This window comes from Azonexus sp., from assembly GCF_047638095.1.
Taxonomy (GTDB): domain Bacteria; phylum Pseudomonadota; class Gammaproteobacteria; order Burkholderiales; family Rhodocyclaceae; genus Azonexus.
The window spans coordinates 1-11,431 of record NZ_JBLJBW010000062.1 but is presented as its reverse complement, the minus strand read 5'-3'; the positions used below and the strand labels follow the sequence as shown (position 1 = coordinate 11,431).

At 60.2% G+C, this 11,431-nt stretch carries 12 protein-coding genes and 1 tRNA gene; 3 read left to right on the top strand and 10 right to left on the bottom strand.

Annotated features, from left to right (window positions below; genetic code table 11):
* Positions 1 to 193: 193 nt before the first annotated feature.
* The 4 genes from ACM62Q_RS12205 to ACM62Q_RS12190 form a co-directional block, all read right to left on the bottom strand.
* A complete protein-coding gene (locus ACM62Q_RS12205) occupies positions 194 to 487 on the bottom strand; it encodes a hypothetical protein (RefSeq protein WP_415036962.1) in 294 nt (97 codons plus the stop codon).
* 52 nt (positions 488 to 539) lie between these two features.
* A complete protein-coding gene (locus tag ACM62Q_RS12200) occupies positions 540 to 1,427 on the bottom strand; it encodes a PDDEXK nuclease domain-containing protein (protein WP_415036964.1) in 888 nt (295 codons plus the stop codon).
* Between the two features lie 12 nt (positions 1,428 to 1,439).
* Positions 1,440 to 1,679, bottom strand: a complete 240-nt coding sequence (locus ACM62Q_RS12195; protein ID WP_415036960.1) for a hypothetical protein — start codon at positions 1,677 to 1,679, stop codon at positions 1,440 to 1,442.
* Between the two features lie 131 nt (positions 1,680 to 1,810).
* Entirely contained in the window at positions 1,811 to 1,993 is a 183-nt protein-coding gene (locus tag ACM62Q_RS12190; RefSeq protein ID WP_415036958.1) for a hypothetical protein, read from the bottom strand.
* A 108-nt stretch (positions 1,994 to 2,101) separates the two neighbouring features.
* Between ACM62Q_RS12190 and ACM62Q_RS12185 the strand changes: the two genes are divergently transcribed.
* A complete protein-coding gene (locus ACM62Q_RS12185) occupies positions 2,102 to 3,973 on the top strand; it encodes a nitric oxide reductase activation protein NorD (protein ID WP_415036956.1) in 1,872 nt (623 codons plus the stop codon).
* A gap of 277 nt (positions 3,974 to 4,250) precedes the next feature.
* Here ACM62Q_RS12185 and ACM62Q_RS12180 read toward each other — a convergent pair.
* Positions 4,251 to 4,338: transfer RNA gene (locus ACM62Q_RS12180), tRNA-Ser, on the bottom strand.
* A gap of 12 nt (positions 4,339 to 4,350) precedes the next feature.
* On the opposite strand from ACM62Q_RS12180, the gene mltF reads away from it, so the two are divergent.
* The gene (gene mltF, locus ACM62Q_RS12175) at positions 4,351 to 5,790 is read left to right on the top strand and encodes a membrane-bound lytic murein transglycosylase MltF (RefSeq protein WP_415036954.1); all 1,440 of its coding nucleotides are present in this window, start codon (positions 4,351 to 4,353) and stop codon (positions 5,788 to 5,790) included.
* Positions 5,791 to 5,890: 100 nt separating this feature from the next.
* Here mltF and serS read toward each other — a convergent pair whose 3' ends face one another.
* The gene (gene serS / locus ACM62Q_RS12170) at positions 5,891 to 7,171 is read right to left on the bottom strand and encodes a serine--tRNA ligase (RefSeq protein WP_415036952.1); all 1,281 of its coding nucleotides are present in this window, start codon (positions 7,169 to 7,171) and stop codon (positions 5,891 to 5,893) included.
* Between the two features lie 186 nt (positions 7,172 to 7,357).
* Between serS and ACM62Q_RS12165 the strand changes: the two genes are divergently transcribed.
* Positions 7,358 to 8,314: a M14 family zinc carboxypeptidase gene (locus ACM62Q_RS12165; protein ID WP_415036950.1), complete on the top strand. Its 957-nt coding sequence runs from the start codon at positions 7,358 to 7,360 to the stop codon at positions 8,312 to 8,314.
* Positions 8,315 to 8,441: 127 nt separating this feature from the next.
* Here the strand turns inward: ACM62Q_RS12165 and ACM62Q_RS12160 are convergent, their stop codons facing one another.
* The 4 genes from ACM62Q_RS12160 to ACM62Q_RS12145 form a co-directional block, all read right to left on the bottom strand.
* Positions 8,442 to 8,903, bottom strand: coding sequence for a nitrate reductase cytochrome c-type subunit (locus tag ACM62Q_RS12160; protein ID WP_415036948.1), 462 nt, complete (start codon positions 8,901 to 8,903; stop codon positions 8,442 to 8,444).
* A gap of 43 nt (positions 8,904 to 8,946) precedes the next feature.
* Positions 8,947 to 9,843: a quinol dehydrogenase ferredoxin subunit NapH gene (gene napH / locus ACM62Q_RS12155; RefSeq protein WP_415036946.1), complete on the bottom strand. Its 897-nt coding sequence runs from the start codon at positions 9,841 to 9,843 to the stop codon at positions 8,947 to 8,949.
* The gene (gene napG / locus ACM62Q_RS12150; RefSeq protein ID WP_415036944.1) at positions 9,840 to 10,685 is read right to left on the bottom strand and encodes a ferredoxin-type protein NapG; all 846 of its coding nucleotides are present in this window, start codon (positions 10,683 to 10,685) and stop codon (positions 9,840 to 9,842) included. Before napG ends, napH begins: the two co-directional genes overlap by 4 nt.
* 194 nt (positions 10,686 to 10,879) lie before the next feature.
* The coding region (locus ACM62Q_RS12145) for a molybdopterin dinucleotide binding domain-containing protein (protein WP_415036942.1) at positions 10,880 to 11,431 on the bottom strand (552 nt) is incomplete at its 5' end.

The following is an 11,431-nucleotide window of genomic DNA, read 5'->3' as shown; positions in this document are numbered from 1 at the left end:
CCCATGTCCTTCATGGCCACGCAAGACCAGGTCACGCTCTTCTACTGGATGCGCGAATGGGCCGGCGTCATGTTCCTTATTGGCTTGATCGTCTATCTCATCTCCTTCTTCGTGGGGGGAGAAGAGAAGTAAACACTCAGTGATTTAACCCTTCCTCATTGAGTTTTCGGGCGGCCTGCTGGCCGCCCTTTTTTTACGACGACAGCAAGCCCTGCAACCGTCCCAGCGCCTGCGCTACGATCTGGCCCTGCGCGTCGATGCTGGCGATGATCTCGCCCGGGGTGCGCTCGTCCACCGTGGCGGCGATATTCGGGTTGACCGCTTTCAGGTCGAACACCGCCGCATCAATGGCGGCGGCTGCGGCTTCCAGATCGCGCGCAGCTTTTTCCTGTTCGCGGATGTTCGCTTCCAGCGCCTCGATTTTCCTGTCGCCCGACTTTTCCTTTTTCAAGCGCTTCAGATAAGGGGTTCCGAATGTTCGATCCATGCTTGTCAGAGTTCGATTGCCGGGAGGTATCTGGGGAGAATTCAACGGCCTGTTAATCTTTATCCTCGTACGATGCCTGGGTGTCTTGTAGATAAAACTCGTGCAGCTTGGCGCGCAACAGGGCTTTGTCCGGCAGTTGGGTCTGGTATGCGGCGATCAGCGCGGGCGAGGTGCTACGGCTCAGCGCGTACTCCACCACTTCGTCATCCTTGCTGGCGCACAGCAGCACGCCGATGGCGGGGTGTTCGTGAGTTTTTTTCACATCCCGATCCAGTGCTTCCAGATAAAAATTCAGCTTACCCAGGTATTCCAGCTCGAAACGGCCCACTTTCAGCTCGATGGCCACCAGACTGTTCAGCCCGCGATGGAAAAACAGCAAGTCCAGCGCAAAGTCACGCCCACCCACCTGCACCGGATACTCACTGCCGACAAAGCAGAAGTCCCGGCCCAGTTCGATCAAAAAATCCTTGAGCTTCAACAGCAAGCTGCGATGCAAGTCGGCTTCGGCATGAGTTTGCGGAAGATCAAGGAACTCAAGCAGATAGCTATTCTTAAACACGCTGGCTGCGTTCGGGTGAATTTGTCTCGCCAGTGGTGAGATTTTTACTGGTGCCAGCGCCGTGCGCTCGAATAGCGCCACCTTGAACTGGCGCTCCAGCTGGCGCTTGCTCCATTTTTCCTGCACCGCCATGCGCAGGTAAAACTCGCGTTCTTCCAGGTGTTTGCTCTGGCTCAGGATGATAAGGTGATGCGTCCAGGGTAATTGTGTCACCAGCGGTGGCACTAATTCCGTGGCCGCATACGCCTCGTAAAACTGTTTCATTCTGAAGAGGTTACGACGGGTAAAACCCCTCAGCCCTGGCTGGGTCTGTGCCAGATAGCTGGCCAGTTGATCGACCACGCCATCGCCCCATTCGGCGGCGGCGATCTTGCGGCTGATCTGCTCGCCAATCTACCAGTACAACTCGATCAGCGTGGTATTGACCGCCTGCACCGCCTTTTGTTTGGCGCTGGCGATGAGTTGCGCGATGACGGCGAAGTCGGCGGGCTGCGGGGTCAGGAGCGGCGGCGGGCGTGGCATCACAGGTTCGTTTTCTTCTTTAATTTCAACTGTTTTTGCTTCGTCAATGCAAGTTGCTGAATGCCGCGGTGGCGCGATGCTGTCTTCAAAACCGGCCAGCAGCCCCTGCACGGCACGTATCCCGTAGTAGAAAGCAAACGCCGCTGCCGGTCACTACGGGCCCAGGCGCTTAAGATACTCTGCAACCTGTTGATCTGAAACGTCTTTCATCTTTAATCCAAGTTAAGCACAGAAATCCATGCTTAATCGAAGGCCGACTCATCGCCTACGCCTTGCGTTTTGAACGCCTGCGCCAGCAGGCGTTGTGGCAGGCGTTCGATCTCGGTCAGTTGGGCTTTCAGGCGGGCGGCGATTTGGCGTTGTTCGTGTGGCGAAAAAAGCATAATCGGCGTGGACGCAATTACGTCTTGGGAGATATTGCGCATCGAATCGCTTGTGCCTGTGGCGTATTTTTGCCGCCCTTCTTAGCCTGCATCAAGGCTGGCAGGATTGCCGCTTCCTAGACTGCCAGCATCTTTACGGCAGGGCAGAACATGGAAGAATGGGTGGGTAAACTCTGGCATCGCTGGGTGACCAAAGCCGCTGGCGGGCATTACCCGGAGGCTGCCGTGGCGCTGAAAACGATGGAGCGCCCGCTCGCCATTTTCTTCCGTGCCCTGGGCGGCGATGCGGGGCTGCGCGTGGCGGCGGCGACTGCCGACAGCTACGGCAACCGCCGCAGCTGGTTGGCGCGGGTGGCGGGCAGCGGCGAGCGCCTGAGCTTTGCCCGGCGCGACCAGAACACCCTGCGCCTGCCGCCACAACTGGATGCCTTTCCCGATCCCGCGCTCAACCGCGATCTGTATTACTGGCTGGCGGCGCAGGCGGCCTGTCTGGATCGCCTGCCGGAGGAAATGACGCGCCCGGAAGTCGGCTATCTGCGCCGCAACCAGGCGGCCACCCTGCTCGCACTAGCGACCTGGCCGGGGTTGGCCAGCCGTTACCGGCGGCTGGTCACCGCCTATTTACCGGAGCGCCTGCCCCCTGAAAAAATGCCGCCCGACGAAGCCACGCGCGAACGCGCCATTCGCCGCGCCATCGAAGACCCCGGCACCGTCGACGTCTTGCCGGAAGTCGGCGATAAAGCCCCGCCGCCGCAACCCGTTTTACTTTGGCTGCAATGGCAGGATGCCGCTGCCGCCCTGACCGCCGCCAGACAAAATGACGGCGGCAGCGAAGGCAACGAAGAAGCCAAAGGCGGCATCAAGGAAGCCACCGAAGAGGCGCACCGCGCCGAGCAGGTGGAAACGCCCAAAGAAAAAAATGGCATGCTGATTTTTTTCCGTGCCGAGAGCCTGCTCTCGGTGGCGGAATTCGTGCGCGTCAACCGCAGCCAGGATGACGACCCCGACCCCAATGCCGAAGATGCCGCACGCAATATGGAGCAGCTCTCGCTCGCCAAAACCGACGACAACGAGCGCATCGCCTCGCGCGTGCGCTTCGATCTCGATCTGCCCTCTGCTGCTGAAGACGATATTCCGCTGGGCGAAGGCATTCCCCTGCCGGAATGGGATTACCGCAAGCAACTCATGCAGGAAGACCATGTTCGTGTGCAGGAAATGGCCTCGCGCCATGCCGTGCCCGGCCCCTTGCCGGAGCGCCTGCGGCGCACGGCAAAACGCCTGCACCAGCAGTTTTCTGCGATACAGCCGGCGCGCCGCTGGCTGAAATCGCAACCCGACGGCAGCGAACTCGATCTGGACGCCGTGGTGCGCGCCACCACCGATCGCAAAAGCGGCCTGCACCACAGCGGCCAACTGCATCTATCGCTGGAAAAACGCGAGCGCGATCTCGCCTGCCTGGTACTGGCCGACCTGTCGCTCTCCACCGATACCTGGGTGTCGAGCGAGGCGCGCGTCATCGATGTCATCCGCGATGCGCTCTTGCTCTTTGGCGAAACCCTGCGCTCGACGGGCGACCGTTTCGCCATTTGCGGCTTTTCTTCGATCCGCCGCAACCAGGTGCGCTTTCATCGCCTGAAAGAATTTTCCGAGCCCTTCAACGACGCCGTGCGCGGCCGGGTGCAGGCCATTCGCCCGGGTTACTACACCCGCATGGGGGCTGCCATTCGCCGGGCCAGCCAGTTATTGGTCGAAGAAGCCGCCAGTCGGCGCATCCTGCTCATTTTGTCCGACGGCAAACCCAATGATCTCGATCTCTACGACAGCCGCTATGGCATCGAAGACACCCGCGCCGCGGTGCATGAAGCGCGCCGCCTGGGACTGATTCCTTTCTGCCTGACCATCGACCGCGAAGGCGGCGGCTATCTGCCGCATCTGTTCGGCCCCACCGGTTACGCCATCATGCGCAGCCCGGAAGAGCTGCCGCAGCGCCTGCCCATGTTCTATGCGCAACTGACGCACTGATAGACGCACTGATAGAGTAAACGAGCACAATCGACTGACATTTCTCTACAAAGTCTGCCCCATACATCCGCTAAGATGCGCGGCATCGACCGTATTTCCCGCCTCGGCATGTCACAAATTTTTGCCCTACACGCCAGCAAGCAAGCCGCCCAGCACCGGAAAAAAACCGGCGCAAGTTTATCTTGGCGTAACTCTGGGCGTAAAAAAACTGGCATTCGCCAGTGGGGTGTCGCGTGCTGTGCTGCTCGTGCTTTACAGGAAATTTGCCCAATCAGGCTGGCGGAGAGGGTGGGATTCGAACCCACGGTACCTTGCGGTACGCCTGATTTCGAGTCAGGTACATTCGACCACTCTGCCACCTCTCCGCAGCGGGCCGCATGATAGCACAGCTTATTCCGGGAATGCGCCGTCTGCGCGCCTTTTGCGCAATTCTTTTTATTGCCCTGCTGACGACCGGCTGCGGCGACCGGGTGATGCCCCTGCCTTTTCCAACTCCGGGCAAACAAGAACTGGTCGTACTCATCGAAAGCGGGCCGCTCACCCATCTGAACGATGCCGCGAATCCCAATAACGGTCTGGAACATGACCTGCTCGAAGCCTTTGGCGCAGAACTGGGCGTGCCGGTTCGCTTCATCGCCAGCCCGCACCAAGTTTTTGCCCAGCAACTCGCCCAAGGCGGCTATCACATCGCAGCCGGCTGGTTATCACCCAGTGCAAACGCAGATCACGCGAGCAGCGCGCCTTTGTTTGCGACCCGCGATTTGCTGGTGCAAGACGATGCTTCTCTGCCGCTCACCGAGCTTTCCCAGTTAAGCGGCAAAACGGTGCATGTATTGGCCGGCTCACGTCAGGCAAAAACCTTGCACGCCCTCGCCCAGCGCATTCCCGGCCTTACCGTGGTCGAACTCGAACGTAGCGATGCCCTGGATTTACTCGACGAAGTGGGCGACCACAAAATCAGCTACGCCGCCATGGACTCACGCCTCGAAGACCTGGTCACGCAATACGTCCCCAGTCTGCGCAGTACCCTGGTTCTGAGCGAACCAGCGCCCATCGTCTGGCAGCTGGGCGTGCATCCCAATCCGGAGCTGCGCGCCAAGCTCGATGAATTCATCGAACGCAGTCGCAAGGACGGCAGCCTGAACCGCCTGGAAGAGCGCTATTTCGGCCACGTTCGCCGCCTGACGCCCGCCGACATCGAAAAATTTCAGAGCGCCATCGAACGCACCCTGCCCCGTTTGCGCCGTTTTTTCCAGGATGCCGAGCGGCAAACCGGCACCGACTGGCGCCTGATCGCCGCGCTCGCCTGGCAGGAATCGCACTGGGACCCGTTCGCCACCAGTTACACCAATGTGCGCGGCATGATGATGCTCACCGAAGAAACTGCCGACCGCCTCAAGGTCAGCAACCGGCTCGATGCACGCGAGAGCATCCTGGGCGGAGCGCGTTATCTGAACATCTTGCGCGACGGCTTGCCGCCCGAAATCCCCGAACCCGACCGCACCTGGCTGGCCATCGCCGGTTACAACCTCGGCCCCGGCCACCTCAATGCCGGACGCTGGATCGCCAAGCAGCTCAAAGCCGACCCCAACGCCTGGATCGACATGCGGCGCATCCTGCCGCTCATGGCCAAACCGGAGTATTACAGCCGCCTCAAATCTGGGCGGGCGCGCGGCGGCGAAGCGGTGATCATGACCGAGAATATCCGCAGTTTTTACGACATTCTCATGCGCCACGAAGCACCGCTGCCCTCCGATCCACTGGCCGCGCTGGAAGACACGGAAAAAAGCCTGAGCCTCTCGCCGCGCGACCTATGAGGCAGATGCCCGTTGCACGCAACCTACCCCGGCAGGTGGGATTTAGCCTGCAGTATTTCGCACTGCAAACTGCCGTACCCGCGCAGTCTGCATGGAAAAATCAAACGGCCAGCACCGCCACTCCGCCCATGTACGGACGCAAGACTTCCGGTACGGTGACGCTGCCGTCGGCGTTCTGATAATTCTCCAGAATCGCCACCAGGGTGCGGCCCACGGCCAGGCCGGAACCGTTCAGGGTATGGCAGATTTCCGGTTTGTTTTTCTCGTTGCGAAAGCGCGCCTGCATACGCCGCGCCTGAAAGCTGGCGAAATTTGAGCAGGAAGAAATTTCGCGATAGGTATTTTGCGCCGGCAGCCAAACTTCCAGATCGTAGGTTTTCGCGGCGGAAAACCCCATGTCGCCGGTGCACAGCACGACGCGCCGATAGGGCAGGCCTAATTTTTCCAGAATCGCCTCGGCGTGGCCGGTCAACGCCTCATGCGCGGCGGCGGAATCCTCCGGGCGCACGACCTGCACCAGTTCCACCTTGTCAAATTGATGCTGACGGATCATGCCGCGCACATCGCGCCCGCCGGAACCGGCTTCAGAACGGAAACACGGCGTATGGCAGACGAGCTTCAGGGGCAAGGCTTCTGCCGGCAAAATCTCATCGCGCACGATATTGGTCACCGGCACTTCCGCCGTCGGAATCAGATACAGGGGCTCTTGTTCGCCGCGCTGCACCTTGAACAAATCTTCCTCGAATTTCGGCAACTGCCCGGTACCGAAGAGACTGGCCGCATTGACGAGGTAGGGCGTATACACCTCGGTGTAGCCGTGTTCCGCAGTATGCGTATCGAGCATGAACTGGGCCAGCGCCCGGTGCAGGCGAGCGATGCCGCCCTTGAGCACGGCAAAACGTGCGCCGGAAATTTTTGCGGCGCTGGCAAAATCGAGCTGCCCCAGGGCTTCGCCCACATCGGTGTGATCTTTTACCGGAAAATCGAAAACGCGCGGCGTCCCCCAGCGCTTAAGTTCGACATTGGCCGCCTCATCCGCCCCTTCCGGCACTGTAGGGTCCGGAATATTCGGTAGCGCAGCAAGCAAGGCATTGAATTCGTTGAGCAATTCCGACAGACGCGCTTCCGAGGCCTGCAATTCGTCGCCCAAGGCACCGACTTCCGCCAGCACCGCCGTCGCATCTTGTCCCTGCCCTTTCAGCTGGCCGATGCGCTTGGACAAGGTGTTGCGCTGCGCCTGTAATTCCTGGGTGCGGGTTTGCACTGCCTTACGTTCGCTTTCCAAGGCGGAAAATTGTGTGAAATCAATCGGTTTCCCACGTTTTGCCAAGGCGGCGGCAACACCATCGAGATCGGCGCGCAGTTGTTGAATATCGAGCATGGCTGTCCTGATGCGGCTCCGTCCGCGCGGCCACCGCCTGTAAGTAAAGAAACGGGGGATTATACGCGAGCAGTAGCAAGCAACTTCCCTGAAAATCTGGCAAAACCTCACACAAACTGACCCGTAAGCAGCCCGCTGAAGTATCATGTTCGCCCTACGAAATAAGCCGTCGGCATGACCTGCGCCATGATAAAAACTTTCCGCCCCCTGCTTTGCTGCGCCGCACTTTTTACCCTGCCCGCGCCGCCCGCCACTGCGGACGATGCCACTGCCGCCATCGCGCGCTGGTGTGACGATCTGGGCGCACGTCTGCGCAGCGTCAATGCCAGCGAATGCCGCAAACAGCCTTTCGTCGCCGCAGAAGAAAGCACCGCCGGCGGGCGTTTACTGGTGTGGCGCGATTTTGCCGCGCGCAGCACGCCGGCGGCAAAAGCCCCTCGGGTGCTGGTCATTGGCGGTATCCACGGCGACGAGCTGACCGCCGTTTCCATCGTTTTTCGCTGGCTCGAATGGGTGGGCGAAGACAGCGGCAAAAAATATCACTGGCGCATGATCCCTTCTGCCAACCCGGACGGACTCCTCACCCGCCCATCGACACGCGCCAACAGCCGCGGGGTCGATCTGAACCGCAACTTTCCGACACCCGACTGGGCGAGCGATGCCCACAAATACTGGATCGAGCGCACCAAGCGCGATCCGCGCCGCTACCCCGGCGAATCCGGCGGCTCGGAAATCGAAACCCGCTGGCTGGAAAAACAAATTGCGCAATACCAACCTGACCTCATCATCAGCGTGCACGCCCCTTACAACCTGCTCGACTACGACGGCCCGGCCCCGCAACCCCTACGCTTTGGCCGTTTGATGCTCAACCGCCTCGGCGTTTACCCCGGTTCGCTGGGCAATTACGGCGGTTTGCACAAAAACGTGCCGGTCGTCACCATCGAACTCCCGCACGCCACGATGATGCCGCCGCCGCGCGAACAACGAACCATGTGGCGCGACATGCTGCACTGGATGAACCGCAACATTTCCGCCGGCAACGCTTTGAACAGCAAAACCTCCAAACGCCCGGAAAAATACGGCGAACCGGTCTTCAAAGGCCCGGCATTGAAAAACCCCATCGACCATCAGAAAATCGACTGAGTTTTCAGGCCGCTTGAAACAGCGAAAAACTACGGCGAAAAATTACGGCGAAAAACTAAGAAAAGCTCAGACACGCCGCACCGCCCTCTCACAGCGGCACTGCAAGAGGGCGGGCGAAAGTGGCGGCTCAGCGCTTGGTGACGCCGACGAAAACGTTATCGACCAAAGGTTTGGCGTCGACTTGCGGGACATGGCAGCTATCGCACTGGTAACGCGACATTTCTACCGCCGGATTGCCGTCCTCGTCTTTCAGCGTTTTCGAGAAATGGCTTTCGCCCATTTTGGGCAGTTTTTTGCCGCGCAGCTCATCCGTGATGTGGCATTCCAGGCAGCCGTTATCGTCATAGGTGATGGGCACGTATTTTTCAATGGCGTGCGGCACCAGCGGCGGCTGGGTGAGGAAGGTGCGGCTAATCAGTTTTTGATCCCCCACACCCGGTGTTTTTTCTGAATACACCTTGCTCACTGGTGCGTGGTCGGGGCGATCCACCCCTTCCCCGCGCATGGACACCAGTTGCGAAGTTGCATTACAGCCGATGAAACCGGCCATGAGCGTCGCCAAAGTCACGCCAATCAGAGTTTTTTTCATATTGATCTCCTGCCACGGAAGAAAAGAAATAGCGGGTTAAACATCAGAGTGCCTTGCCGGAAGAAAGCGCCGCCGGCACGGCGTCTTGACCAATGGTCCGCAGACCAAAACGGAACACTTTTTTCGAACACACATCGATACAGCGCCCGCAGTTCGTGCAATTTGCTTCCAGAATCACCGGCCCCGTTCCATCAATCGCTTTCAGCGCCGGGCGGATCACCTGTTGCTCGGGGCAGACGGCGAAACAATCCATGCAATCATTGCAGTCCTCGCGCAGCGGCAGGCGCACGCGCAGCAGCGCGCCCTTACCGAGCAGGCTGTAAAACGCCCCCACCGGGCAGAAATGTCCGCACCAGCCGTGCCGCATGACGAACAGATCGAAGAGAAAAATCGCCAGAATCGCCAGCCAGGCCAGCCCCATCCCGAAAATCAGGCCACGGTGCAAGAGCGAAACCGGGTTGAGCATTTCCCAAGCGATCGTGCCGGTCAGCGCACCGACGACGAAGGTCATGCCCAAAATCCAGTAGCGCACGCTGCGCGCAACATGTGGCCCACCTTTGATGCCCAGGCGCGCGCGCAGCCAGGCGGCGGCATCGGTGACCATATTGAGCGGGCAAACCCAGGCGCAAAAACTGCGCCCGCCAACGATGAGGTAAAACACCAGTACGATGGCGGCCCCGACAAGGCCCAGAGTTTCTGGCCATTGTCCGGCGAGCATCGCTTGCAGCAAAACATAGGGGTCGGTCAGCGGCAGGGTACTCAAGGTGTAGCTGTAGGTGAGATTACCTTTGACGATCCACCAGCCAAACCAGGGGCCGACCAGGAACAGCGCGAGAATGCCGAGCTGGCTGGTGCGGCGTAGCAACAGCCATTGATGTGCGGCCAGCCAGCCTTTTTCCTGCACGGCTTCCGCCCCGGGGCGCAACAAGGCGCGGCTCATAGCTGATCCCCCTTGAGCGCGGGCAGCGCGGCATCCTCGCCGGTCGGCGGCACTTTTTGCAGGCCTTTGCCCAGCTCGTAACGCATGCCTTCGGGCATATTGAACTGGTGTTCGATATCCGGCGTCACCAGGCTGTGACCGGCTTTTTCCTTTTCCACCCAGCCCAAACGGTAATGCTCGGAGAGCTGACCTTTGGCCATATAGCGCGGCAAAACCTTGATCGAGGCCACCTCCGTCGGGCAGGCTTTCTCGCACTTGCCGCAGCCGGTGCAGTGATCGGAGTGCACCACCGGAATGAACAGGGTGTGGTGGCCCGTGCGCTGATTGCTTTGCGGGTCGAGGGTGATCGCCTTGTCCAGCACCGGGCAGACGCGATAGCAAATATCACAGCGCATCCCGAGATAATTCAGGCAGGTTTCCTGATCGACCAGCACCGCCAGCCCCATGCGCGCTTTGTTGATATCGCGCAGGCCATGATCGAGCGCCCCGGTCGGGCAGGCTTTGACACAGGGAATGTCGTCACACATCTCGCACGGCACCTGGCGCGCCACGAAATACGGCGTGCCGGTAGACATCGGCTCTTCCGGCTTGGCGAGTTGCAGTGTATCGAAAGGGCAATCGCGCACACACAGCCCGCAGCGAATGCAGGCGGCGGAAAATTCACTTTCCGGCAAGGCGCCGGGGGGACGAATGGCCGCCGGCGGCAAGGCCTTGGCGTGCTCGGCATAGAACCCCATGCCGACACCCAAGAAGCCGACACCGCACGCCAGCCGGGCCGAATCGACCAGGAACTGACGGCGTTTGCCGCGCATAAGGCTCATCTTTTGCACTTTGTCACTCATGACAAGACTCCCCCAGACCGTTTTCCCGACAGCCCGGTTTGACTCCCCTGTGTTGAATGAAATTTCAATGTCGCGCCAAGCCTCTTGGCCCAGCCGGATAAAACACGCAGTCGCGCCCGGGGCGAGCCTGCCGAACCCCTCCGGCAAGCTCGGGACGAAGCGCCCCTACACCCCGCAGCGAAGCCGCCCGCCGCTTAGGCCTTGGTCACCTTGGCCGCGCACTTCTTGAAGTCCGTTTCCTTGGAGATCGGGCAGGTGGCATCCAGCGTCAGCTTGTTGACCAGACGGTGCTCGTCGAAGAACGGCACGAAGATCAGGCCTTCTGGCACCTTGTTGCGGCCCTTGGTGTCCAGGCGCAGCTCGATCTCGCCGCGCCGGCTCGCCACCTTGACCACATCGCCGCGCTTCAGGCCGCGTTTTTCGGCATCTTTCGGGTGCATCCAGACCACGGCATCAGGGAAGGATTTGTACAACTCCGGCACGCGCCGGGTCATCGAGCCGGTGTGCCAATGCTCCAGCACGCGGCCGGTGCACAACCACAGGTCGTAGTCTTGATCCGGCATTTCCGCCGCCGGCTGGTAGGGCAGGGCGAAGATCTTCGCCTTGCCATCCGGGTAGCCGTAGAAGCGCAAACCTTCGCCGGCCTTGACGTAAGGATCGTAACCTTCACGGAAGCGCCACAGGGTTTCCTTGCCATTGACCACCGGCCAGCGCATGCCGCGCACCTTGTGGTAGGTCTCGAACGG

Excerpts from the sequence above, each read along its gene's own strand:
- ACM62Q_RS12205 (WP_415036962.1), bottom strand. The coding sequence starts at position 487 with ATGGATCGAACATTCGGAACCCCTTATCTGAAGCGCTTGAAAAAGGAA.
- ACM62Q_RS12190 (WP_415036958.1), bottom strand. The coding sequence starts at position 1,993 with ATGCGCAATATCTCCCAAGACGTAATTGCGTCCACGCCGATTATGCTT.
- ACM62Q_RS12185 (WP_415036956.1), top strand. The coding sequence starts at position 2,102 with ATGGAAGAATGGGTGGGTAAACTCTGGCATCGCTGGGTGACCAAAGCC.
- mltF (WP_415036954.1), top strand. The coding sequence starts at position 4,351 with ATGATAGCACAGCTTATTCCGGGAATGCGCCGTCTGCGCGCCTTTTGC.
- serS (WP_415036952.1), bottom strand. The coding sequence starts at position 7,171 with ATGCTCGATATTCAACAACTGCGCGCCGATCTCGATGGTGTTGCCGCC.
- ACM62Q_RS12165 (WP_415036950.1), top strand. The coding sequence starts at position 7,358 with ATGATAAAAACTTTCCGCCCCCTGCTTTGCTGCGCCGCACTTTTTACC.
- ACM62Q_RS12160 (WP_415036948.1), bottom strand. The coding sequence starts at position 8,903 with ATGAAAAAAACTCTGATTGGCGTGACTTTGGCGACGCTCATGGCCGGT.
- napH (WP_415036946.1), bottom strand. The coding sequence starts at position 9,843 with ATGAGCCGCGCCTTGTTGCGCCCCGGGGCGGAAGCCGTGCAGGAAAAA.
- napG (WP_415036944.1), bottom strand. The coding sequence starts at position 10,685 with ATGAGTGACAAAGTGCAAAAGATGAGCCTTATGCGCGGCAAACGCCGT.